Below are 25,628 nucleotides of genomic sequence, written 5' to 3'. Positions count from 1 at the left end.
CGGGAGTCTGTGCTGTCTTTTTAAACAGCAGCGAAAGCCAGAACTACGTCCTGTAGGCCCGGCTTATATCGGAATTGCGTTGTTTACCTTGAGGTAAAGGGACGGGAGATACGGTAGTCCACACCCGGCATCAAAGGCGATCCGTTGACTTGCTCTTGGCTTTCATTCTCGTGTGATCATAAACATGGACAGCGATCAGACAGTTCTGCCCTTCAGGACCACTGATGGTGACCCGGGCCTGACGAAAGGACGAAATTTCGGCGAGTCGGTAAACGCCTGGACTGTTCGACAAAGGATTGGCCTTGGTGTACTTGTTCTGCCGCAGGATTCCCACTTCGTCGATTTTTATGTCCTGACAATCGTCAGGGACTTTGATGGCAATATCCCGTGCATAGTAGGCTGAATTTAACTGAAGATTGCCCTGTTTTTGATCACCACCTGGAAAATTGAGGGTGCCGGCTTCCTGCCACTGACCCGCTGGTTCTGGTTCCGGTTCTGGTTCCGGCTGGGGCTGTGGTTCTGGTTCAGGTTCGGGTTGGGGTTGCGGCTGAGGTTGTGGTTCCGGTTCAGGTTGAGGTTGTGGTTCTGATGGATCACGGAGTGTGACCAAGGAGATGTCGCAAGTTTGGTTGACGAAGCGTGTTTGAAAACGAAGCTGAATGCTATAAACGTCACGGTCTGCTGTTGTGAAGACGGAGCCATCGAACCTGGCAGGATCCCACGCTGACCCTCCTGGATACCAGACCGCTGGACTCATGGTAAATTCCCGACAGCTTGCGCTTGGTGTGAAGAACACTTGAAACGGACTGATATTCTGAGGTGTCGGGAGCTGGTAATCGAAGTACGAGTTTCCAGCAGGGATACGCAATCTAATTTTGAACACTTCTCGCGATTCAAAGGCCTGGCTCATGGGCGCCGCCGAAAGCGTCAACAATGCAGCCGCAAGGATTCTTATCATCAATAGTTCCTCAAAAGTGTCGGAGATTTTTAAAATGATGTTTCAATTTGAATAGCGACATGCCTATAGGCTGTCAAGCAAATTAGGCGTCAGAACCAAAGTCCATTCTTCGCAAGGTTCCCCTTTAAAAATGGTTTTTTCCGGCTCATGGCCGAGTTGCTGAAAACCCACACGTTCCAGCAGACGCAGACTTGCCAGGTTGCGCGCGTCGGTCACCGCCTGAATTCTTTGACAGCCTGTCTTGGCAAAAAGCTGATGACACAGGGCCTGAACCGCTTCCCGCGCATAACCCTGGCCCTGGAAACGTGGGGCCACGGTAAAGCCAATTTCCATCCCGCCTTGTTCCGACAGAAAGTGCAAGCCGCAGTCGCCTATGAGCTCGTCCGTGTCCAGGCGAGTGCAGGCAATTTGCAGCCAGCTGTCAGGCTTTGCCCAAGGCAAATCCCGTTGCCCCTGAAAAAAAACCTGAGCGTCACGAAGCGTGAAGTGATTCCAGCTTTGATAACGTGCGACGGCTGGATCGCTACGATAATCCGTAAAAGCCGGCAGGTCCTTTTCATGAAAACGTCGCAAGAGCAGTCGCTGAGTTTTGAAGGGAAGTATGTCGGAGCTCATGATTCAGACCTCGGCATCGTGGAAGCAGAATCCCTCCACATTTGTTCACGAGCTCGGTTTTGGCAAGCGCAAGCCGCCCTCCGAGGACGGAAACCGAACCCGATTTCGCATAGAAGGGGAGCCAACCTCAGGCCGTTGAATCCTGCCGGCAGGGCATAAAGCGCTACAAATTTCTGCCATTTATAATCGGGTGTTGTCCTCATTTTCGACAGAAGCTTCGGTTTGGACATCAAGGGCCAAGGCAAGTATCGAATCTTCAAACGACAGCTTTGTGCGCTATTTTTTGCATAGAAAGGAATAAGAGTTCAGCAACAACAGGAAGACACCACATGGCGCTCAATAGCTTGAGTCTTATTCTTTACGCTGCGTATCATTCGCTTCAGCCTTGTGAAGTGGTTTTTCAGGAGACCGCGAAATCAGCCAATCCCTCCGTCAACTTTAAGGTCGAACAACCTTATCTGGAGGAATTTGCCAAAGCGGCCTGCAAAACATCCAATCCTGATGTTCTTTGGTTGATCGCCCAGCAGGAAAGCAATTTCCGCTTTACCATAGTTCGGGCGAACGGACCCGAACCGAAGATCTATCGCGGCGACGAGGCGCTTGCCTTTCTGAAAAATCTCAAGGACGCTCCAACTGTTGGACGTCCTAACATTGATATCGGGGCTCTTCAGTTCAACTGGGGTTGGCATAAGGAAGGCTTTCAGAATGATCCCATGGCGGCTTTATCCCCTCGGAAGCAGGTGGACTATTTCCTGAAGACTTTTGGTGGTGAAATCTATCGCCGCTGTGCCAACCAGTGGGTCGGCTGCTATCATAATCAGACCGATCAAGCCCGGGCGAACCGCTACCAGAGCGCGGTTCTGAAGAAAGGTAAAACGCTAGCGCTGCATAGCCTTTTATACCTGCGCACATACCGAAGCCAGCTCGCCGCAAGCGAACGTCAGCTGCTTCCCATGGTGAAAAAAGATGACTTTTATAAGATCTTTGAAACCGCTCAAGGGTTCCCCTTACCAAGGCGCCATATCTTTCACTTTGTGGATGACAATCCTGAGCAGAACCAGGACCCTTTAAAAGAAATCAATTTCGATACATGAAAGGGCGCTCCTATCTGCGGCGCCCTTCATTAAGCCTTTGATTCTTCGCCAAAACATGCTAGTCAAGGTGCCATGAAAGCATTCCACCTCATGCCTTTCGGCCCCTTGGAGCATTCATGAAATCCTGGTTTTTATTACTCCTCGGCCTCGCTGCGTTCAGCTGCCATCGCGCGCAGCCCGACTTCAAAGCTACCAAACGTCTTTGCGGTGACGACGCCGACGCCCACGCCTTTCACTATCTGCAACTCCCTGATATGGCAGGAGATGAGGCGCCTATTGCGTTTGCTGGAATCAACCCCAACATTCAAACATTGCGGATCACCTCACGTCGCTGCGTGGAGATACCCCAGGATTTGCCGCCGTCAACTGTGGTCATGGGCTCCGTGACGGGGCCAAGGAATCTGGCCTTTTATTTCCGCCTTGAGGACGTACCTGATCGAACAATACCCCTGATGGATACCAGCCGTTGGACCCTGGAAAGCGACTGCCAGAACCTGGGCACCATCCTGGGTCGGACCGATGAAACCCAGTTGCATTATCATGCGACGATTCCTCATCTGGAAGAAGCCAGTCGGGTGACCGCCACCCTTGCCGACAGCAACCGCACTTCCATTCAGACAGAAGCCGGATGGATGGCCGACGCGGGCATACTGACCCTTCGTCATGCAGACGCCAAGGCCGGTCTTTATACTTTAAAAATCGCGATCAAAAGTTACCTGCAAAATAAAACCATTGAACAGGAATGCTCCGTTCAACTGGATGGCAAGGCTCCAAATTTGGCATTGAACATCGATCAGGGTCTTGGCCTGATGAAAGATGAGGACGCATCGCCTCTGGCCAGTTTCGAGCCAGGCTTTGCTTTGAAGGTCAGCAGCGATGAAACGATCGTAAGCACCGAATACTGCCTTCGCCCGGCCGCAGGTGGCGCTGCCCGGTGCCAAACTCTGGATGGCAGTACGCCCTATCCCATACCGGAATCCGGTGTTTGGACCCTGGCCATCAAGGCTCGTGATGCCGCCGGTTGGGTCAGCAGTCGCGAGCTCACATTTATCAGCTATGAAGAAACCAAAATCGATTTGCTGGAGGCCAGGATTAAGGAGTCGATGCAACGCTTCGACAAGGGCGAGCAGCTGGCGGCCCTGACCGATCTATTGCAGTTGGAACGCAGTCGTCGTGCCTTCACCACGGAACGCGAACGTCAGGTCCTTCTCCCGCGCATCAAGGAAGCCCTGATGCATATGGCGGTTGCCGTGAATCTACAGGGCGTGTGGATCAATGCTGCCAAAAGCACACGATGCAGGATCATTCCTGCCGATTCCGAAACCGTAGTCTGTGTGGAAAATCACAACGGTGACCAGGCTTTGGTGTTCCGGAACATTCAGGACGGCCGTGAGATCAAGCGTTATCCTACGGCAGCTGGGGATAACTTTCAGCTGCTGATTCCCAAGTCATCGCCCGTGGTGATATTTCGCGATAGTCGCAACACTCTAACCCGCTATGATTGGCAGAACAATATCGTCAGCACCGAAGAGAAGCGGATTGATACCTGGAATGCCATAGGCGTGAGTGATGATGGACGTTACGTCAGTGCTCTTCTTGCCGACAAATTTCTGTGGCTCTGGGATTGGACCGATGCAACCCATCCGAAGGTCACTCAGTTACACGAGGCACCAGGCTTGAGCAATGTTGCCATACGCATCGGTCCGGATGCCCGCCTGATTTTTGCCACATCGGGTGCCGACCCTGGTCGGGGTCTGGTCCTGAGCAAGGATGAAAATGGCTATCATAAACAGTCCTTTCAGGACTGGCATGATATTCAGTTTTCCATCACGCAAGGGCTGTTTTTGGCGAGGACTCAGTTTGCTGTCAGCCTCTATCGTCTGAGCGACTTGAGTCTGGTTGATCGGGTCGATTATTATTCCGATCACTACTCCAGTGTATTTTACGCGGACTGGAGCGCCGATGGCAAAAGCATCGAAGTTCTGCGGAAATACGGAGCGGGGTACTCCTTGTTAACATTTGGCTGGGCGTCTTTAAAAACCATTTATCGTGATCTGATGCTACCCTTCCATGAGCAGAATAGAAACCCATCGCACCTGGACCTGAAGGTCGTCATCAGCCCAGACAGTGAAAAAGTAGCCCTTATTTCTGACAACGGTATGACCTTATGGAAATTGGATCCTAAGGGTTTCGACCCGCCGACCGAGCTGACCGTCGTGAACGAGAAGGTTCTTTCATCAGATTACGAAGGCATCTTCCTTGGCGAAAAAGGGACGTTCTTTTATAAATCCTATGACCAGTTCAGAAGTTACGGTCTGACCAAGGGACTGCTGAATTCCATCAACGGTTGGGCTCAACAGGTCGCTCCGGGGCGCAGCCATCGCTACAATATCGCGACCAATGCTTCCTGGGGCATTTATGATGCCGACACGGACCAGCTGACGACGCATCCTTACCCCGATGGAATGGGAAGTATGCCGCCTTTGGTGTTTCCTGATGAGCGTCTCGTGCTCAGCGGCAAAACAGAAGTCGGCGGTGTGGCCCTCTGGTTCAACGGCGACATCGTCGTTGATAGTGACACCCTGAGTCATCAATTCGAATCAAGTCCTGATGGAAATTGGGCGGCCGTAATTGTGCGTGATGTGAGTCCTCCTGAGATCGAGCTTTGGGATATCCGACAAAGGAAAATCGCGGGACGCTTTCCAGGTCGATTCTGTTTTGTGGATAACACGGGACTGCTCTTGAAGCACCCAACCCAGGGTCCGGTCCGCCTCGACTTTCAGTCCATGGAGATCAAACCGAGTCCTTCTTCGCTCTGTTCCTATTTTCCAGGCACACCCTTCCAGTGGAACGGCGAAACAGCCGTTGTAGGTGCGGGCCATGCCATCCAAAGTGTTTGGACAGATCGCACGCTGGTACCAGCGGTGACGGAAACATCAGAAGCGAATCGCGTTTACCTCCGTCGCGACTTCGACGGCAAGCATTTTGTTGATTTGTTTCGGGATCAGAATGCTGACTTTTGGTTGCAAGTCAACCAGCATACCCTGCCCATAAGCGCTAGCGTCTCCGCTTTTAGTGTTTATCCCGATTTTATTCTGACCGGAAATCCCTATTTTGGTGCGCTGGCGGACGCATCGGAGCTGATCGAAACCAAAGGTTTTACCCGTGTTCGCGTGCCAGGAAAGTTGATGAGCGGCACCATTGTGTCTCAAAAGACAGGCTCGGCCGTCATGCCCATGTACTTCCCGGCTGAGGATGTCACGCGCTTTATTCCTTACGATCTGGATCGCTTGTTACAAAAGGCCTGTGATTATCTGCAGTCGAAGCCGATCAAGATCGAAGGTGACATTTGCCTAATTCCCTAGAGTTATAAGATACGTCTGACTCCGGGAATCGAATGACAACCGAAACGTTTTCGGTATGAAATGATTTTTCACATTCACCAGGAACGCCTCGGGATATTGGATCGTCTGCACGACGGGTTGTCGCGACAGCAGATGATCGCGGGTGATCATAGGCTCAAAGAAGATGAATCGCCCCTGATAGTAGCCGTAGATCGGTGTCTCGGTAAAGGTAAAGCCGGGGCTGACATCTTTCAACGGCACCGCGTGAATCCCCATCGCCGGCACACAGGCCGTAGGCGCATCCAAAGGTGGGAGCACATAATCATCCGGCACCAGCGAGGCTGGGATCGGTGTGCGATCGCTGCAGTCAATCGCATGCACCTCGTCTTTGCCTATGAAATAAAAGTGAAAATCAAAATGCGGACGATCATACACGTGGGCTGGATCGTGACCCTCAGGATTCCAATCGATGGTGATATGCTGGATGAGGGAATCTTCCTTTAAGACAACCGGCAGATCAATTTTGAGTCCCGACATAGGTTGCCCAAGCGCCTTGTCAATCGCACTGACAGGAAGAACGAGCTGAATACCCGTAATTCTGGAATCTTTGTCCAACGTATACTCGCTCGTGATTGTCACGCCAAAGAGCTTCGTATCCGCACCATTCATTACCGAGGACTCAGCATGTCCTGCCATGGCACTGAGGGACCCACAAAGGCCGCCTGAAAGAGCGCACATACGGACGATGTTGACCATGGAACGCACCATACTCGAATCCTTTCGGTTGAAGTCTTGATTGTGAATGTCAGCAGTTTTGGCTGAAAAGTTGGACACTGGCAAGTTGGATGATTTCCCCAAGTCAGGCACGGGGCCGTGTTTTTATGAGCTGAAATCTGCCGCCCGTCCCCCGTCATTGACTATAAAAAAAGCCCCACGGAGGCCAGGCCTTCGCGGAGCTTTTTCGTGTGATCTTAAAGCACTTAGAAATCCCCTAAATTTAGCCGTCCTCCCGTCACGCATTTGCCGGTAACGGCCGGGGTCGGAACCGCTGAGCCGAGGATAGCCGCTTTGATCTGAGCCGCCGTGGCTCCAGGATTCAGCGAAGCAAAGAGAGCTACCGCACCCGTCACATGAGGCGTTGCCATGGATGTTCCACTAAACGAGGCATAGGCCGAAGTACTTGTGGCGGATGGAACAGTGGAAACAATTCCCGAACCTGGGGCGCCTATGTCCACGCTCGTGGCTCCGAAGTTGGAGAAAGACGCCAGCTGTCCGCGATTATTCAGGGCTGCGACGCTGATAATGTTGGAACTCGTATAGGATGCAGGGTAAGAGGGGGTTGTATCATTATTATCACTGATCCCGTCCGATCCACCATTCCCGGCTGCCGCGACAAACAAAATACCAGCTGCATTTGCACGGTCTATGGCATTCTTCAGAGATAGGGAAAAGCCACCGCCGCCCCAGGAATTGTTGGTCGCGACGATATTTAAACCATGGCGTCGCTTCAGATCCGTAAAGTAATCGATAGCACGGATGGCGCCGAGAGTCGACCCACCGCTTTGACCCAGAAACTTCGCGGAAATGAGCGTCACGGACCAGCAGACTCCAGCCACACCTTTCCCATTGCCGCCTTTCGCGCCAATAGTCCCGGCGACGTGAGTTCCATGATCGTCTGAGGGTCCATCAAAAACGCTGCGGTTATTGGCAGCAAAATCCCAACCATTGGTGTCGTCTATCAAACCATTGCCATCGTTATCACGACCGTCGACGGGATCGAACGGGTTCACCCATATGTTGTTCACTAAATCTTCATGCGTGGTCATGATGCCTTCATCAATCACCCCAACGTACACCCCGTTATTACAGATCTGATTTTTCGTCCAGGCTTCCCCCGCCTGACTGCCAAAGGCATTCGCAGGAGTGCTTGTGTTGCCGTACATTCCAAAGAGTGAACCGTTGGTAAAAAAGGGATCATTGGATACTGCAGTGTGCTGATAGATAAAGTTAGGTTCCGCGAACGTGAGAGCAGGATCATCCTTCAGATCTTCGAGTGCAGCTTCCAAGGTCTGGTCGATGGGCAGTTCCACTAATTCAAGCTCGCCCTCGCCGTTGTCTTTCATGACCTTACTATGCACTCCATTCTTACGGCTGCCTCGCACCTTGTCCTTGACGCGCTTCTTGTCAGCATTGTTTGCATCTAATTTATACTGCACGAGGACTTCGTTAGCGGAGGCCAAGCCCATGGGCGAACCGTTGCTATCCCTAAGGTAGATGGCTTTAGGCTGATTGCTACCATGTTCAGGACTCGCTAATTCGGACTCGTCGGTCTCATGACCGCACGCTGCTAATGCCAAACCAAGGCCCACGCACACAAGGCGCGAGGCATGTCTCGTTTTCATCGTAAGTTCCTCCAATCGCATGACTCTCGGATCGAGAAAAAACACGATCCGGGGGCAGATCGGCGGCGGCGACGGGTAACTTTAAGGAAATTAAATTGCTCGGTATTTCAAGGGGTTTTGCCCCCCCTTGAAGGCGCTCGACCCGTTCGAATTTTAGGGAAGCTCCTCCGAATAGAGCCAAGCCAGGGCAGCCATCAGCGCGGCACCAGACTGAAGATCGTTCTTGTTCACCGCCGCAAGTTGATCGCTGGCGGCATGATGAAAGTCAAAGTAATGCGACAAGTCCGGCAGGTATCCGATCGTCTCGGCCCCCAAAGCCTGAAACTGGCCGACGTCCACTCCACTCTCCCCGGGCTCTATTTTTCCAGCCCCTAAAGGTGCAAGCCATGGGCTCCAACCCCTCAGGCGCGCCAGAACTTTTGCTCCGGCATCGGTCGTCAAACCCACGGGTGCAAATCCCCCCAGGTCGGACTCAATAGCTGCCACATGCTTAAGACCCTGGGTGCGCGCATAACTCACATAAGCGCGTGCCCCCTGCCCACCCCATTCTTCAGAAGCGAAGAGAATAACGCGGATGCTGCGCTTCGGCTGCAGGCCCGCTGCCTTAATCGACCGTAAGACTTCCATCGCTTGCACGACCCCAGCACCGTCGTCGTGAGCTCCTACCCCGAGATCCCAGCTATCGAGGTGTGCTCCTACAACCACGAACTCATGGGGTCGTTCGCGACCCACAATATCCGCATAGACGTTGGAGGCCGTCGTCGTTCCTTTATTTTGAGCTGAGAGTTCAAGCGTGAATTTAAGGTTTGGATTGGCTTTTAACTGGCGCGAGAGTTCATTGGCACCACGGGTTGAAATCGCGGCGCCAGGAATCGCGGCGCGGCCCATGACACCCGTGTGCGGGTAATCATCATCGGTAAGGGTGGTCAGAGATCGAATCACAGAAGCCACAGCGCCCCGCGCCGCGGCTCGTGCAGCACCCTGAGAACGAATGCTACTGACTTCACCATAGGCACTCAGTCGATCCGGAGCCTTGGCATCCATAACTTGATTATAGAACACGATCTTGCCACGGACGGCTGAACCAAGCTGGTCGACCGCGGCCAGACTCGTCACCTCCACGACCTCGGCCGTGATGCCTCCTGCTGGTGTTCCCACGCTTCCCCCCAGAGCCGCGACCCGGACCGGCAGAGCAGGCTGATTGCCGCTCTGGATGAAACCGCGTTCGACAGCACCGCGTATCCAGTACGGAACGGATACGGATTGAAGGGTGACGTTGCTGAAGCCATAATCCTCGAGTTTGCTTTTCGCCCAGGCTTCGGCTTTTTTTCCGCCTTCCGACCCGGTAAGGCGGGCCCCCACACCCGTAAGCTCGGTGAGAAGCTCATATCCCTTGCCTCGGTCCGTAGCCTCCCGCCTGATGGCGGCTATTTCCTGGCGGCGAATATCATCGGCTTCGTGGGCTGATGCTCCGATCATCATAGTGGCCCATACCACAGTCAACAGTGCCCTCATGCTTTTTCCTCTTTCATGCGGATGTTTACGGTCAAGATTCGGCAGCATTGCGCAGAGTTTCGGGAAAGTCAAAGAAGGGGTCCGCCCGGCCACTTGAGAAAAAGTGTACCGGGGCCTTGCCGAATAAAGTACGAAGTAGGCTTGACGAGTTCCTATCGGTCAAGCATGTTGAAAGGTCGATCAGAAACCAACTATGGAGGCGTTTATGCAGAAGTCCGTTTCATCCTACGATGGCGTCGAAATTTATTACGAGCGGACCGGTCAAGGTCGCGAGGCTTTGGTTTTTGTCCACGGATGGCTCGGCAACGCACGCTGGTGGGATGCACAAAGAAAGGCTTTTGAAGCTGACTACCAGGTCGTGCAGATGGATCTGGCTGGACACGGGTGTTCAGGTAAAAATCGCAAGGTCTGGTCGGTCGAGGGCTATGCCGAGGATATCAAGGCCGTGGTCCTGGACGCCGGTCTGGATGCCTGCCATCTCGTGGGTCACTCCATGTCGGGTGCTAACGTTATCGCTGCTGCTCTGCTTCTGGGCGTGAGGGTGAAGTCAATCATTCTGGTGGATACGCTTTTGGATCTCGATAATATGCCGAATCTTGACACCGTCCAGCCTATGTTCAGCGGTCTTCGCACGAACTATCAGGCCGCGATGGAGCAGGCTTTTGCACAGTTCCTCCTGATTCCTGGTTCACCGCAGAAGGTTCGTGATCGCCTTAAAGAGGAAATGCTGGCGGTCGATCCCCAGCATTCCATCGCTGTTCTGGAACCTTTTTATCGGTCCGATATTCGCCCTCAAGCTTCGGCGATCAGCGTTCCCGTGCGTGCGATCAATTCGGATGCGAGACCTACGAATGCGCTAGCGAATCGAAAATATTTTCGGAGTTTCGATTTTAAAACTCTGAGCGATGTTGGCCACTATCCAATGCTGGAACGAGCCGACGTGTTCAACAAACTTTTGCAGGATACTCTGCGGGAACTGCGCTGAGTCGAGAGCCAGCATGATGAATCGTTGATCACGGGGCCATGACGTTCCAAGCTGCTGATCACGAAGTCAAGAGGATGATGGGTCCTTCTCAAAAATTAGAGCTTTACTTTTTTGTACTTTATTTTTTTGAAGAGTCAAAGCTAAACCTGCTGCAGCTTGCGATTGGACAAGCTTTTGCTCTCCAACGCTTGCCTGGTTAAGCCAGACAACCTCTCGCATCGATTCGCGCATTTTGAAGCGCATAATGTGGACCCGGCCGCCGTCATTCAAGCTCTGCGGGAGGCCATCCCACCAGGTTTGTGAGCCGCGTCTCCCAGCTTTTGTGTAGACATTTCTTGCCTATCAACGCGCCGTCCACGGGCCAGTTTATTCAGTATAATAGAAGGTGAATCTTTGTGTTATCCAACTGGCCGTTTGCTGAGGTCGACAGAACCAGCAAAATACCCTAAGGACTGCAACAGTTTATGATCAGGGTGAGACGTCATGCGTTTACATAAGCTGATGGCTGGACGCACACTATCGATAATCATCATCTCCATGGGGCTTGGATGGCCTTTAAACTCCAACGCCTCGGACGTTATTGCTATTGAGGAAAAGGATGAGATTGTTGATATAAGCCATCGTTTTTCCTACGTCATCGATCTCGATGGCCAGATGTCGTTAGAAGAACTCGCCAGCCATCAGCAACTGACATGGACAGAATCAAAATCCGAGAACATTAACTTCGACCGAGGCCATCCTCGCAACAAAGTCTTTGCCAAAATCAACCTGGACTCCAGGACCACTGGTAATTATACGCTCACGCACGAATTTACCTTTGATCCTGTCACGCGCGTTCGGTTGCTTCACTCGAGCGCGCATGGCACCTTGATCAAGGAAACATACTTTCTCCCTAAACCCACTTTTGAAATTGCGCTGACGCCTGGGATGCATACTTTCATTTTTGAGGTTTCCAGGAGTCGTTTCAATGCCACAAAAGTCAGATTTCAGCTTTTAAAGACCACTGATTTCAGTGTAAGAAACTACTGGCGCGGCAACTTCTATGGCATGATCTTCGGGATTGCCGTAGCCATGTGCTTCTATAACCTTTCGATGTTCTACTTCTTCAGGAATTGGTATTTCCTGTACTATTGCCCTTACGTCCTGGGCTTTGCCACGATCCTCGCCTATGGCGCGGGGAGCATTCCCTATCCGGATATGCACCTGTTCTGGAATCTGCCGATCATCCTCAGCGCAGCCTTCCTTTTTCTGTTTAAATCCTCGGCTCTGAACCTTAAAACGCATACGCCGAAGCTCTATAAAACATTCTTTATCCTGACGGCCCTTCACGTCATCACCATGTCTTACACGATGGCTACTGGGGCGGGCCGCATGTCGCTGATCTTTACGCCGTTTATCATCACGGTGGCCATTGCCTGTGCCTTTGTCCGTACGAAGCAAGGCTACAAGCCAGCCGTATTCTTTGTCTATGGCTGGTCCATATTCTTTCTTGGCTTTATCATCGGCGCCCTGCAGCTGGTGTTTCCCATCCATAATTCGTTTCACTTCGCCGGCTTCATTGGCTTTGCCATTGAGATTATCCTGTTCTCGTTCGCGACAAGTTATAAGGCGAGGCTCCAGGAAAAAAAGATCAATCAGGAAAATGAACACGCCTTTCGCCAGCTTCAAAAGGTATTCTATCCCCATCAAATCAGTCAAATTAAGCAGGAAGCTGAACTCGAATCCACCATGCCGACCCACTCGGGCGAAGCCTGCGTGATCAGCTTCGACATTATAGCGAGTTCCACCATTCAGCATGAAAAGACCAAGGATTTTTTCCGGAACGTCTTTCGGCGTTGCAATGAAATCATGATGACCGATTATGAGCCGGGTACTTTAACGGCCAATGCCTATCGAATCAAGGAAATGGGTGACGGTTTCCTTTGCAGCGTGGGCTATCCGTTTAAATCCAGAACGGGATTTATGGCCAAAGATGCCCTGGAAGTGGCCACCTTGTTCCATAATGCCTTTCGAGAGGAAGTCGAGAAATTCGGCTATAGGGAACCGATTTATTGCGGGATTGGCATTGCCTTTGATCACATCGCTGGCTTTTATCCGGAAACAGGTACCAAGGAATATGATCTTTATGGCAAAGCCATCGTCCTCGCGACACGTTATGAAGGCATGCGAAAAGTCCTGTTCCATAAGGTAGGCGCCAGCGTCCTGATTCTCCAGGCCCGGGTTTTCCTGAGCCTCGACCGGGAGCAGGCTGACACCTTTACGGAATGCAATCTGGAAGACATAAAAATCGTCGTACGGGATGATCCTGCAGCTACCAAGCTTTATTATAGATATTTGCCCGATAGGACGAAAAGTCAGCTGACATCTTATGATTCTGTCGGGTGACGTTGCCTCCAGACCACTTCAAGCCGACACCCCCTTTTTTGCCCGCACAAATCCAAGAACTCCTGTGACCAAGGCATCGCGTAGGTCCAGTGGCAACGATCGGCGAATCGTCTTAAGACTCTCGTGCCGAATGCGCAATTTTGTGACGGCATGGGCGCGGTTATCGAGTTGGGCGAACTGCGCCGCTGCCGCACGTGCCTGGTCGAGCAGCAGGTCCGCGGCCACCACTTCATCGAGCAGACCCGCGACGAGGGCTTCCTCGGGAGTGTAGGTCGCAGCGAGTATCGTGGCACGTTGGAATTGGGCGGGCGTCAGACGCTGGCGCAGGACCTCCGCGGCCACCCGCGGCATGGGCAGACCGATGGCGACCTCGTTGGCCGTGTACTTATAGGGACCCGTTACGCCGATGCGGTAGTCTGACGCCTGGCAAAGAAAGAGACCCATGGCAATGGTGTGACCGCTGCTGGCCACAATCACCGGCCGGGGAAACGAGAGCAGGCGGGCCGTCATGGAGTAACCAGCATTCAACATGCTGATGGCCGCTGTACCGCCTCCCCGCAAGACCTTAAGATCGAACCCAGCGGAGAAGGTTTCTGGCCTCCCCGTCAGCACGATAATCGCCTTGTCCTTCTCGGCCTGGTCGATAGCCTTGTTCAGTTCCTTGAACATATCGGGCGAGAGCGCATTGCGCTTGCCGTCGTCCATCTTGATTGTGGCGATTTCTCCGTCGAGCTGATAACTGATGGCGGCATGACTCATGGAAGGCTCCTCTGTGGGTAACTGAGCTGGTGGAATACGTATCCGACTGACCATAGAAATCACAATCCTGCCCTACGTTGCACTCCTAAATTTACCCATACTTGAGAAACGGGACAAAAAACCTCGGGCGTGTCCAATATTCTGGACCTCTCTTGCACCCTCTTCACCCAAACCTCGTCAGCCATCGACCCTTCACCGCTAGCTGCTCATGGCACCGTGATTGCAATGGAGCAAAATGATCCGTTCAACTTAAAAGGAGTGTACTGATGAAAACATTGGGAGGCCTCATGGCTGGGGCAGCTGTCGCAATCTGTGCCCTGGTTCCGAAGGCTGAGGCATGTTCGATCATGCCGGTTGATACTGCCAGGCAGGCCCTTGATATGCAGAGATTTGTGGCAACGGCCCTGAAAATTGATCCCGCAGGAATCACTTCTGTTGAGGTCAGTGATGCGTCTGGAGACTATATCTGGACAGATCCCATGTGCCCTGAGGGCTTGACGGCCAGCGCCACGTTCACTGTCACATTCAAAAAGCCAAAGGAACCTTTGGCGAGCCGATGCCTGGCCGAGGTCCAAATTTCCAAAACTGAACCCACAGGGCTCAGCAAAATTCCTGTCAAACACAGCATCCATATCGAAATCACCCAGGAAAAATGCAAGGGATAAGGACATGCGTACGAGATCATCATGTTTCGCCTTAAGCCTGTTCGTCGCCGAAGCCGCATTCGGATCAGCCGGGAGCAATACAATTTCCTTCCCCGATGTAGGCGGTCTCAAGCACGTATTCACTGATGTCAAAGGCAAAGCCATTGCCCATCCCATTGACTTCCCTATGGATGGCAAGGGCACGAAGATTTACTTAAAAGAGGTTTGCCGCGCTCTCGGGCACGATGAAATCGCGGCCTACAAGATTCAGGAATCGAATTATTACGATGTGGACTCAAAGCAATGGATTGATGTTGAGGATGGCCCTCGCGTCTATGAGTCCATCACCTGTGCCGTCTGGGTAAGGTAGTTGGTTTGGCTCCAAGTCCTCCACGGCCCTGCGCCGTGGAGTATGAATGTCCTGTCTTCACAGCACCACTGGCGTTCTTCCGCTTTTTTGTCAAAGATCAAACGCTGGGGCCCAAGGCATCTCTTCACATAAGGTACCATTCAACCGATACAACCATGGAGTCGGCCTCTTACGAAGGTGCTCAGGGGGTCTATGCAAATGCGCTGGCTTCCATGGATGCGGCTGCTACAACTCATCGCTTTGTTTGCCTGTATGGCAGGCCAGGCGTCCGCCGTCCATCGTTTCAACATGCCGCAAGGCTATGATGAAATCGGCCATAACTTTCGAATTCTCGAAGACCCAACCGGCCAGTATCAACCCGAGGCTGCCGCTCGTACTTTGCAAGCGATGCTGGGACCTATAACGAGGGAACCGCAGACCTTCACGGACGATGTAAAAATTGTCTGGCTGCTGTTTGAGCTGAACAACGCGACTTCGGAAAGCGAACTCGTCCTTCACCAGCAGTGGCTCACAGACGGCCGAGCTTTCAGAATCGATGACGGAAAAATATCGCCGTTATATAATTTTCCTCATCGCTACCCCGTTTTTCGACTCGACCTTCCCCAGGGCCACACCACCACTCTTTTGCTGGCTGTGGAGAAGCGCCTTGGCGACATCCAGCTGCATATTCAAATCACCACGTTCAAGCATTTTTGGGAAAGCACATTCTTCGAAAACAAAATTTTTGCTTTAACCATGTACGTCATGGGCATTTTGGGTTTTATCAGCCTTATTCTGGCCCTGGCTTTCCGTCAAAAATTCTATTTTTACAATGCAGCCTACATACTGGGTTTTGATCTCTTCCTGCTGGCCATGCATGGCCTTGTGAACATCCCTTACTATCCCTTTGTCGTGGTGCTGGTTCCAGCTATTGGTCTCACCTTGTCCCGCTTCAATGCGCACTTCTTCAATCTGGATCCAAAGTCGCCCATCGAACGCTTCCAGAAAATTGTCGTTCTGCTTTCCTTTTCGCTGTTCGCCTTCTGGTGGGCGACAGGGCGCGGACTTGCCCTTTCCTATCTGGCCACGAGCATCGTGACGTTCGTTTCGATTGTGCTGACGTTTCAGGAGGCCAGGAAAGGGGATTTATCCGCCAAGGTCCTCCTTCTGGGCTGGAGCATGCTCATCCTATCGTCCCTGGTCGGTATCTTTCATGTCTTTGTCGCCTCTAGCGAACTGACCAGCTATATCTGTCTGTTCAGTTTTCTGGCGGAAGCCATCTTTTTCAATATCTCGCTCGCGCTGAAAGTAAGGTTGAAAGAGCAGACCATCAACCGCTTGAATGATCATATGTTTGAGCAGCTCAGCAAGGTCTTCTATCCCCATCAGATTGAGTTGATGCGAAAAGGCGAACCTCTGGAAGCCACCATGCCCCTGGGCAAAGGCGAGGCCTGTGTGATTTGTTTCGACATCATCAGCAGCTCCAGCCTGATTCACCCTGATACGAGCGTGTTCCTCCAGAATGTCATTAAACATTGTCAGGAGAGCATGCTCGAAGGTTATGATGGCAACAGGCTTCGTGCCGCTGCCTTTCGCATCAAAGAGATGGGTGATGGATTTCTCTGCAGTGTAGGCTATCCGTTTCAAGCGCTGGAAGACAATCCGGCCGAAGCCGCTCTCAAAGTGAGTCATACATTCTATAAGATTTTTCAGGACGAAGTGGCCAGGCTTCCCGCCCTGCCCCAGGTCGGTTGCAGCATTGCCATCGCTCATGGCCCGCTTTCAAGTTTCTTCCCTCAGTCCGGCACCCGGGAATATGATCTCTATGGTAAAGCCATCATCCTTGCCACCCGCTATGAGCAAATGCGCCGTGTGCTCTTTCCCAATATCAAGGGCAGCATCCTCATCACCGACGCGCGCACGTTTCATCTGCTGAACAAATCCAGTCAGAGCACATTCTCAGCGGTGGACATCAAGGCTCGAGGCATCGTCATTCGGGATGATGCGGCAGCCGAGCAGCTGCATTACTGCCTCTTCCCGGACAACCCAATCCAGCAGGGATTCGAGCCTTTACGAGGCCACGAACGCGCATGATCTCTCGACCGAGCCGAACAACACATACCGATAGCAAGCAAACTTCAAGCCAACTGCCATATGCAGCATTCCCTAGGGAGGCCCGTCTCCAGGAGTGGGCTTTGGGAAAAATAACCGTAAGGGCTGTCGATGAATCAAAGTAATGCCTGGCAACCAGAGTCTCAAAAACTGGCTACGGGCAGCCGTCGCTTTCATGCCTTTCTGGTCGACGGTTTTTTATGTGCCGGTCTTGTCATGTCTCTATTTTATATGATGAATCAAATGCTCTCTCTCATGGATCTGCCTGGGGCGAGGCTTGTCCTGATTCTGATCGGTATCATGGGTTACGAATCCGTGCAGGTGGGCCTTTGGGGATGTACTCTAGGACATCGACTCTTTGGTCTTCGTGTGATCACACGGGACGGACGCAAGCCCGGCTTCAAACTGGCCTTCATCCGCTGGCTTACCAAAGGCTTTCACGGACTCCGCGGTCTTCGCCAACTCAACGCAGGCCTTGGTCCAGCGACACATGATGTCGCAACCCAAACGAGAGTCATCTCCATTCGCTGACACAAAATTTCATTATAATTTCACAGCCGTATAAATGGTGGCGATCGCCACACCTGCCACGTTGCCATAATCGATCTTTTTCGCAATAAAGCGGACAGCAGTCCGTCATTTCACGCGTCAGTTGACCGGATTGTCCTGCTTTTTCAAGGAAACGACATGAGCCATTTCAAATCCAGCAATTCCACAGTACCGCTTCTAGCGCTGACCTGCCTTATCCTGGCTACAGCATGTGGCAAGTCCAAATCGGAAAAGGCTGAGCCCCGACTGCCTGTTGATAACGTCCAGCTCATGGGTGGCGTTGGCCAGAAACACCGCCTGCTGGTGGCACGACCCAATGCCCAGCTGACCGTGGATAAACAGGATAGCGTTCTGCAGCTCGACGCAGAAGCGAGCATTGCGGCCCTTAAGGTCGTGAACACCAAATATATTGCCGTGGAATCAAATTCCTGCTCTGATAACGTTTGCACCATGACCTATAGTCAAAGCGAAAAAGCCGGCGAAAAAGATGAAATCAGTCTGACCTTGCGCATTCTGGATGCGAATGGAACTGAATGGAAGGAAGTCCAGGCCGTGGTTCTGGCCGCTCCCCTTCAGGTCAGCGCCCTGCCCTCATTTGTGCCGAATTTCGGCCAAATCGTATCGCTGACGCTCCCTGTCGCTTATAGTGACCGGCCGAACGACATCGAACCGAAGTTGGCGCAGCTGGAGGCCACGGGTGGTCGAATCGAATCCACAACGTGCGAACCGAGCAGCTGCCGCATCGATTTCAGATACGATACGTCCAACGTGCAGCCGATCATCCGTTTCGCCCTGAACAACAACACCCGCTTATCCCAAATCTATACGATAACCCCGCAACCTGAAACGTTCAGCTTCATCAAGCGTTCGCTCATGGTTGTCGACGGGACCAACATCGTAAAGATTCAAAAAGGCGTTGACTACCATTCCTCCTGGAATCGACCCGCTCACGTTGTCAAAGTCAAGAACAACAATGGTTTGACTGTCAAACCATTTGCCTGCGCCCCGGATGCCTGCGTCGCCGAAATTATTGTCCAGACGACGGGATCGAATCCCTTTCTGGAATATAGTCTTCAAAGCTTTGGCAATGAGTCACCTGGCAATCGTCAGGAACTGACGCGAACCACGGCCACGTTCCGCGGACTGCTGCAGGAAGCTGTGATTGAATACGGCAAAGACAATCTCATCACGCTGCGCCCAGGCCAGGAGTATGAATCAAACGCCGGCGTGCTACCGGGCGGACTACGCGTCACAGGCACCGGGCTCTATAATTCCACCGTTACGAATGCCAAATGCGACCTGGCCGGGATCTGTAGCTTTAACTTGAAACACGACAGCAACAACGAATTCTTTACCTTGAACTATTCGTTCTTTCGCGGCACGTACGAGAGTCCCCCTTTTACCATGAAGTTCCGTCCCTTTGTAAAAGCCTTGAACACCGATATCTCCGTCTGGCAGAAGCACGCCGATGAATGGAGCGAGCTCGTCCTGGAAGCCGGCCCAAATAAGGATTATGTTTCGGAAGACGGCCAGCTAGCGACAAGCATTATCGTCAAGAGTGCCGATAATCTGGTGTTTAAAGACGTTCGAACCATTGCGGAGTCGGCCGAGTCCATCTTCAAGTGTGATGCCGCAGGCGTGTGCCGGGCTTGGGTGAAAAACACAAATTCCGCATTCTCTACCTCGATCAGCTACCGCGTTCGAACAGCTGATCACGCGAGCCAGCTCGTGCAGCGCAGGGTCTTTGTTATGCGTGACTCCACAAAGCTCGTTACAGTTGCCGGCGAACATGCCTTTAGAAAGGTCCAGCTTACGGACGCTTCTTCCAATCTGTATAGCTTTGACTTGAGTTTTGCCCACGGTACAGATTACAGGAGTCGATTCCCTGCTACCCATATGCTGGTGACGCTAGGCGACGAAGAGACGATTACGATCGACACCCCGCATGAGAAGGAAGGAGCCAGCCTTGTTGTGAAATGCGACGAAGTCTGCCCCTTGAGTGGCAGCTTTATGAGCAAAAACTTTCACAAAACTGTTCGCGTCGCTTTCCGAAATGACTATACGGGCAGCACCTACGGCGATGAACTCTACATGATTGACGAAAACCACGTCGGTATTTTTCCAGACATGGATAGCTATAGGACGATCACCGTCCACACCGGGACGTCTTTTACCATTACGTTTGAGAAAGGCCCTAACCTGGGTTACGTTGGCGACAAGCTGGCCAAGGCCATACGCCTGCGCAACAGTCAGGAAGTCAACTTCAATCAAGGAATCTCGGGCCAGGACGCCTTCGGTGACTATCGGGAATTCCCTTGCAACGCGCAAGGTGCATGTCTGGTCCAGGCCACTGTTTCTAATATTTACCCTTTGGTGTCGTATTACTTTGTAGACACGGATGGTCAATCCAGCATCCAGCGAAATGTAGTTTTATCGACACCAGAAGAATTTGCCCCGCCTATCAGCGCGGATGCGGCGATTCAATCGGATCTGGTGGAGATCCATGTTTATAATTTTTGGCGAGCCCAGGGCAGTGAAACAGTGGAAATATTCGGCAGCCAGGACCAGGTGCTCGGATCCCTGGATTGCGAGTATAGGCACAGATGCAAGGGTCGTATCAAGTTGTCAGCTCCCTTAACCAAGGTTGGTGAAGCGGTTGAATTGGGCTATCGTCGGAAATTCAACAATGACGTCAAATCCGAGGCCGGTGTGTTGAAGCTCACGGGTTCCCCGACCTACCGCTTAAAAAAGGACCTGGTGAAAACAGCTCAGAAGCTGGACAGCCGCAAGTACAAGTTTACGATCAGCCTTGCCGATCTTGATATCCTTGACGCGTCACCAGCCAGCTGGCCATTGGATGACACGACGACCTTAAGTTTCGATGTCAACGGTATTATCATCAGTCAGAAAACTTGCGACAGAAATCAATGCGAGTTTACACTGGTTAATGTCCCTGGGAATGTCAGCAGCTTGAAAGTCAGCGTGATCAGGCCGCAGGGTTATTTCTCACGCACCTTTTTCGTGGATTCTTCGTTGAATCTTCAGCTCGTTTCGGCCAACTAAAATAGATTCGGCCTGAAGTAAAGCAGCCATGACCGGACCGGTTGTGGCTGCTTGGTTAATTTTGGCGCATCCTAAATTGGATCAAGCGATGAGACTTCGGCTTCCAGAAGGCTTCTCTATTTTGATTCCCCAAAGCTCCGAGCCCTTGGACCTGACGGATCAGCGCTGGCCTAGTCAGTTATGGCAGGCCACACATTTTGAATAAAAACGAGGACTTCCCGAAAGAACTCGCGAGTTTATTCTCCAACAAGTGGCTTCGGCAGTATGTTATGATTGTGGGAGGACTAATTGTCGAAAAAGGGAAAAACGTGAGTAGCTATATTTACCTTGTCGAAGAAGATAACAAACCAATCGAAATATTGGAATGTGATCATCTCATCAGACATGAGGACATCTCCATTCAGGAAATCATCGCGAGGTCCCCTTTCGGCACTTGGACAGGACAGGACATCTTGGGCAATAAAGAGATTGTTCTATCGTATCGCCCGAACGTAAAATTTGGTGTGGTCTTGTCGGAAAAAGCGGTTTACCAGGCTCGACAGTATTTTGCCAAGGATTATGGTATTGCGCTGGATCGCGTGGTGATTTGGAATCCCAAGGTCAATTTAAAGAAGAAGCCGATCGTTGAAGATACCAAAGATAGCTCCACGCCAACAATCGAGCTTTTAGTCGAGGACAAAAGCCGAACGTTGCGCCGGCATCGAGTGGATCCTCGCTTCACCGAGACTTAATGAATCAGGACACAGGGCAGCCCCGCCCGCGGTCCGCTGCGGACAAGGGGCATAACCCCCATGCATCCTGAGTGACACTTCAGATGACCAGGCAGGAATCGCCCACGCAATCCCCATAAATAGGCTTTAAAATAAGAGGAAACCGGAACACAGCGGCATGCGCAGGTATGTGTTCTTTCAAGTATCGTACTAAGGGAGTACTCATTCATGACCTATGCTTCAAAGATTCGCCGCATTTGGGTGATGCCTGTGGCCGTATCCTGCCTATGGTCCTGTACCAGCGCTGTAAGCGACGCCGACTCCAAGTCAGGCGCGGGCGGCACCATGAGTACCGTTGCTTTGCCAAACCAGCTTAATATCGAGAGCGAATCTCTGGGGTTGATCCGTAACGCGAAACTCCTGGGGAACCCTGCGCCTGAAGCTGCTTTGCGAGCCCTGAAAAACCTCGACGCAGCAGGCACCTTTGGTCACAGCCTGGCCGATGGCATCAAGTCCCTGAGTTATCGTATCGCCGGCATGACTCTGTGCGGCGAGACTGATGGCTCGAAAGGTGATGCCTGCAACAATCGTCCGTTTAGTATCTATAACGAATCGGAAGCGGAACGAGGCAATTACGATACGTTCGTACCTGGCGACGCAGCCGTAACCAGCTTCACGAAATGGACCGATTTCATGAAGGACGGAGCCATTGAAGAGCTGGTTGGCACAGTCACCTACACGGACACCCAAGTTGGTACGTATGATTCGGTGATCGTTAATTTCTACCGCACATTCAAGGCTAATGCTGAAGTCCAGCTCAACAACGGACAGAAGCTCTACACCAAGAATGCCACCGATTTCTATACCAACAACAAACCCGGCTTGGACGTGACCTATGCTGGAAAAAGCACCAACATCACGACTGGCCCTTCGGAAGAAGGCATTTTCTTCCTACCCAACGGTGGCAAAACGTTTTTCCTGCAGCGTCCTTTTGAAATCACCGAAGCCGACGTCGCGGACCTCGTGCCTTATAAGATGGCGCTGGCCTTTGATCATAACAACTTCATCAAGGGATCTGCGCATAGCGCAGGCTCCTATACCACCAACCCTCCTGATTGGGTTGATGGTCAAATTGATGACACGCTGGGTTTATCCATCAAGCCAGGATTCATGGAGTTTGCACCGATTTTGGCCCGTGAATCGGAAACTATCATGCGTGAAACTTATGTGATGTCTACCAACGACATGTCGGCAGTGGGCTCGACAGCCAAGCAAAGTTTCAGCGCTCGCCTGACCCTTTATTATGTCAAAGAAGATGAATCGAAATCGATTCGTGCTGTGACATCTCGAGGTTATTACAACGAGCATTCCGTCACTTACATGAGCCACGATCCGGTCTCCGGCATTCGCACCATTAAAGATGGAACCGAGGCTGGAACCATTGATATGGCCCAGTCAGTAGGAACCGAATTCTTGCTCTTCAAGGGTTTCAAGCGCCTCACAACTGTTGGTGACAGTGGCACCACAAGCGGCCAGTTCTGTAATGGAGGCGTCACCAACGGCGTGTGTGATGGCACCTTGAACACGTTCAACTGGGTTTATACCTTCGTCGGCGTGTCGGAAGCCGAAACGGAATTAACCTTTGAAGCTGTTCCCCCACCACCGCCTCCCACAGAAGAGGGTGATACCTCGGGCGGTTGATCAAGCTCAAACACTCAAATTCAAGGGATTCCATCATGGAATCCCTTTTTTGTTGTGTTAAAGGGACTTCAGAAATCGGAGGAGCTGGGCACGTTGCTCCGCCGGCATGGTCCGATAGGCCTCACGGCTCCCGTCCGCCTCCCCTCCATGCCAAAGTATGGCTTCTTCCAAAGTCCGCGCTCGCCCATCATGCAAATAAAAAGGCCGATTGTTGACCTCCTGGGTGAGACCGATGCCCCATAAAGGTGGTGTTCGCCACTCACGACCGTTCGCCAAGCCATCAGGTCGATGATCTGCAAGATCCGGTCCCATGTCATGCAGCAGAAGATCGGTGTAAGGCCAAATTTTTTGCTGGGCGAGAAGACGATGCGCTGCATCCGTACGGGTCGTCATGGTGGGCCGGTGACAGGCCGCGCAACCGGCCTCAAAGAATAACTTCCGACCCGCCTGGACCTCGGGCCGATCCGTGTCGCGACGAGCAGGGACGGCGATAAATCGAGAGTAATGAACCACCAGGTTAAACTGTTTATCCTCGACCTCCGGATGACCTCCATTTGGTACATCGGTCCAAACAGTTTGAAGAGAGGAACAGTTCTCCAACGGGGCCAGCGACGTGGTCAATCCCATATCACCATTAAAGGCGCCTGCATCCTGATCATGCAAAGTCGCTTGATTGGCTTTCCACCCGAAGCGACCTATCTCGGTTTGCTGCGTTGCCTGGCTAAAAACATAATTGGGCGTCCCGGAAATCCCATCCTGATTGTGATCATCCATGTCCGCAGACTCGAGTATGGTTTCCGGGCTCACTGCTTCCAGCAGCCCAAGCCCATGCACGGGTGGAGCCAGACGTAGTGAAGTTAAAACGTCTTTTGGCAAGGGTCCATAGGCGAGATTTTCCAACTGAAGCTGGGGAGCCCGAAGGCTCACCTTGGTACCATCAGCCAAATCCACGGAACGTTCCAGCCAGCTGATTTGAATCGAGGCTTCGGGCTTCGCACCTGGAATCGCACGATTCTGAATCTGATCACCATAGGCATGAGCTTCCTGCGATGAGAGACGCACCAGCAAACCCGTGGGCTCGTCCTGAGCATCAACTGGTGGTGCACCCCGACCATCTTTAAGATGACAGTTCGCACAGGCCCTTGTGATGTGCAGCGGTCCCAGTCCATCACGCCCCGCTGTGGACGCGGGTGCGGCCACCCAGGCCTCAGTAAACAGAGCATCGCCCGCCTGGAATTGCAGACGTTCGATGCCACCCAATTTGGGAAAAGGCAGTGAAAAGGCCTGTGAGTTTTTCTCGAACACTGTCGCCTGTCCACCCAAGAGCAGGTCTTCAGCCACTTCCTCAGCCGGCAGCTGCTGAAGGGCACCTAAAACTCCACAGAACAGGAGGAGCATCCCAACGATCCGATATCTCATAGTCTTCTCACGCGCTTGATTAGTTCGTAGGCAGGGCGATACCGATCGATTCAGCCGCATCTTTGATCGCGGTTCCCGCATCCTGCACAGTCAGAATCGCATCCAAAAGTTGCTTGCGTGCGTCGCTGCCCTCGGGGGCAACCAGCAAGGAATCGTAAGGTGTTGGGAGCGCCTGAGCTGCTTCCAAAGCTGCCTTCAGTTCTCGCGTCACCCGTTGAGCCATAGCCGGTGCAACCAGTTCATCAAAACCAACAGATGGCTGGCCGTTATAATCTCCCGTCCAGACAATGATCACGCCCTGAATGTTTTCAATAATATCGGTGTGCGTATTATCGCTGAAGCAGGAATGCTCGTCTTCCTGCGTTTGGCTTTCATAGCCCGTGTACATTCTTTCACCAGCCAGCTCGTCCGTCAGGAGCGTCGACATCCCTTTGAAGGCCTTGGTCAAGGCTTCCTGTGAAATCTGCTTGGAAAATTTCATCCCGTAGCTATTGATATCAGCTGGATTCCACGCGTTCTGCACGGTCGCGATCTGCTTCACGAGAAGGCTGGTGGCGGTTTGCAGATAGGTGGCGCGGCGAACGGCATTTTTACCTGTAGCGATTTCATAGTCTGTAAAGGGGCGCTGACCCGCGGACGTGAGCGAAAGGTCCTGCCCCCAGAGTAAAAACTCGATAGCGTGAAATCCAGTGGCGATATTGGTTTCACTCCCATTCTCGTTGAGGCTGATCAAAAGTTCTTCATTGATAACGGGGTAAGCTACAGGATCGTTGATAATGCCGGCATTGTCCTGACCCACCACATAATCAATATAAGCTTCATCCAGGGGCCAGGCATTGATCAAACCTTCCACACCGTAGGCAGCATCATCAATGGGACCTTCGTGACATCCTCTCCCTCCAAGCGGAGTACCGCTATGGAGGGAGCTTCCCTTGCTTCAGGCACGATGCCCAAGGCTCAGCGTCTCACGTCCGAGACGGAGAATGTTCTTCGCAGCATTGTGGTCGCGGTCATGGACCGCTCC

General features: G+C 52.3%; 19 protein-coding genes. 11 read left to right on the top strand and 8 right to left on the bottom strand.

Annotation, left to right across the window (positions count from 1 at the left end; genetic code table 11):
* Positions 1-130: 130 nt before the first annotated feature.
* The gene (locus tag VE954_RS20075; protein WP_324956048.1) at positions 131-958 is read right to left on the bottom strand and encodes a hypothetical protein; all 828 of its coding nucleotides are present in this window, start codon (positions 956-958) and stop codon (positions 131-133) included.
* Between the two features lie 63 nt (positions 959-1,021).
* Complete coding sequence (locus tag VE954_RS20070; protein ID WP_324956046.1) at positions 1,022-1,573, bottom strand: GNAT family N-acetyltransferase; 552 nt, start codon at positions 1,571-1,573, stop codon at positions 1,022-1,024.
* 329 nt (positions 1,574-1,902) lie between these two features.
* On the opposite strand from VE954_RS20070, the gene VE954_RS20065 reads away from it, so the two are divergent.
* Positions 1,903-2,667, top strand: coding sequence for a hypothetical protein (locus VE954_RS20065; protein WP_324956044.1), 765 nt, complete (start codon positions 1,903-1,905; stop codon positions 2,665-2,667).
* A gap of 116 nt (positions 2,668-2,783) precedes the next feature.
* Complete coding sequence (locus VE954_RS20060; RefSeq protein ID WP_324956042.1) at positions 2,784-6,032, top strand: WD40 repeat domain-containing protein; 3,249 nt, start codon at positions 2,784-2,786, stop codon at positions 6,030-6,032.
* Here the strand turns inward: VE954_RS20060 and VE954_RS20055 are convergent.
* The 3 genes from VE954_RS20055 to VE954_RS20045 form a co-directional block, all read right to left on the bottom strand.
* Positions 6,021-6,779 (bottom strand): hypothetical protein, encoded by a 759-nt coding sequence (locus VE954_RS20055; protein WP_324956040.1) that lies wholly within the window; start codon positions 6,777-6,779, stop codon positions 6,021-6,023. The genes VE954_RS20060 and VE954_RS20055 overlap by 12 nt on opposite strands.
* Positions 6,780-6,991: 212 nt before the next feature.
* Entirely contained in the window at positions 6,992-8,413 is a 1,422-nt protein-coding gene (locus tag VE954_RS20050; RefSeq protein ID WP_324956038.1) for a S8 family peptidase, read from the bottom strand.
* 153 nt (positions 8,414-8,566) lie between these two features.
* Positions 8,567-9,928, bottom strand: a complete 1,362-nt coding sequence (locus VE954_RS20045) for a M20/M25/M40 family metallo-hydrolase (RefSeq protein ID WP_324956036.1) — start codon at positions 9,926-9,928, stop codon at positions 8,567-8,569.
* Between the two features lie 205 nt (positions 9,929-10,133).
* Between VE954_RS20045 and VE954_RS20040 the strand changes: the two genes are divergently transcribed.
* Positions 10,134-10,913: an alpha/beta hydrolase gene (locus tag VE954_RS20040; RefSeq protein WP_324956034.1), complete on the top strand. Its 780-nt coding sequence runs from the start codon at positions 10,134-10,136 to the stop codon at positions 10,911-10,913.
* A 483-nt stretch (positions 10,914-11,396) separates the two neighbouring features.
* Positions 11,397-13,298, top strand: coding sequence for a 7TM-DISM domain-containing protein (locus VE954_RS20035; RefSeq protein WP_324956033.1), 1,902 nt, complete (start codon positions 11,397-11,399; stop codon positions 13,296-13,298).
* Positions 13,299-13,316: 18 nt separating this feature from the next.
* On the opposite strand, the gene VE954_RS20030 is transcribed toward VE954_RS20035, so the two are convergent.
* Positions 13,317-14,111, bottom strand: coding sequence for a crotonase/enoyl-CoA hydratase family protein (locus VE954_RS20030; RefSeq protein ID WP_324956031.1), 795 nt, complete (start codon positions 14,109-14,111; stop codon positions 13,317-13,319).
* Positions 14,112-14,323: 212 nt separating this feature from the next.
* Between VE954_RS20030 and VE954_RS20025 the strand changes: the two genes are divergently transcribed.
* The 7 genes from VE954_RS20025 (at position 14,324) to VE954_RS19995 (ending at position 23,185) form a co-directional block, all read left to right on the top strand.
* Positions 14,324-14,722, top strand: a complete 399-nt coding sequence (locus VE954_RS20025) for a hypothetical protein (protein WP_324956029.1) — start codon at positions 14,324-14,326, stop codon at positions 14,720-14,722.
* 4 nt (positions 14,723-14,726) lie between these two features.
* Positions 14,727-15,071: a hypothetical protein gene (locus tag VE954_RS20020; protein ID WP_324956028.1), complete on the top strand. Its 345-nt coding sequence runs from the start codon at positions 14,727-14,729 to the stop codon at positions 15,069-15,071.
* Positions 15,072-15,269: 198 nt separating this feature from the next.
* Positions 15,270-17,144 carry a 7TM diverse intracellular signaling domain-containing protein gene (locus VE954_RS20015; protein WP_324956026.1) on the top strand — a complete coding sequence of 625 codons (1,875 nt, stop codon included), beginning with the start codon at positions 15,270-15,272 and terminating at the stop codon, positions 17,142-17,144.
* Positions 17,145-17,273: 129 nt separating this feature from the next.
* Positions 17,274-17,693, top strand: a complete 420-nt coding sequence (locus tag VE954_RS20010; protein WP_324956024.1) for an RDD family protein — start codon at positions 17,274-17,276, stop codon at positions 17,691-17,693.
* Between the two features lie 156 nt (positions 17,694-17,849).
* Complete coding sequence (locus VE954_RS20005) at positions 17,850-20,774, top strand: hypothetical protein (RefSeq protein WP_324956022.1); 2,925 nt, start codon at positions 17,850-17,852, stop codon at positions 20,772-20,774.
* A 308-nt stretch (positions 20,775-21,082) separates the two neighbouring features.
* Positions 21,083-21,505 carry a hypothetical protein gene (locus VE954_RS20000; RefSeq protein WP_324956020.1) on the top strand — a complete coding sequence of 141 codons (423 nt, stop codon included), beginning with the start codon at positions 21,083-21,085 and terminating at the stop codon, positions 21,503-21,505.
* Positions 21,506-21,712: 207 nt separating this feature from the next.
* Complete coding sequence (locus tag VE954_RS19995; protein WP_324956018.1) at positions 21,713-23,185, top strand: hypothetical protein; 1,473 nt, start codon at positions 21,713-21,715, stop codon at positions 23,183-23,185.
* Positions 23,186-23,242: 57 nt separating this feature from the next.
* Here the strand turns inward: VE954_RS19995 and VE954_RS19990 are convergent, their stop codons facing one another.
* Both VE954_RS19990 and VE954_RS19985 read right to left on the bottom strand, forming a co-directional pair.
* Complete coding sequence (locus VE954_RS19990) at positions 23,243-24,604, bottom strand: di-heme oxidoredictase family protein (protein WP_324956016.1); 1,362 nt, start codon at positions 24,602-24,604, stop codon at positions 23,243-23,245.
* 19 nt (positions 24,605-24,623) lie between these two features.
* Positions 24,624-25,478, bottom strand: a complete 855-nt coding sequence (locus VE954_RS19985) for an imelysin family protein (RefSeq protein ID WP_324956066.1) — start codon at positions 25,476-25,478, stop codon at positions 24,624-24,626.
* Positions 25,479-25,628 lie beyond the last annotated feature (150 nt).

The sequence above is a fragment of the Oligoflexus sp. genome, assembly GCF_035638955.1.
Classification (GTDB): domain Bacteria; phylum Bdellovibrionota_B; class Oligoflexia; order Oligoflexales; family Oligoflexaceae; genus Oligoflexus.
The sequence above is the reverse complement of the archived record's forward strand: the minus strand, read 5'-3'. Positions and strand labels throughout refer to the sequence as shown.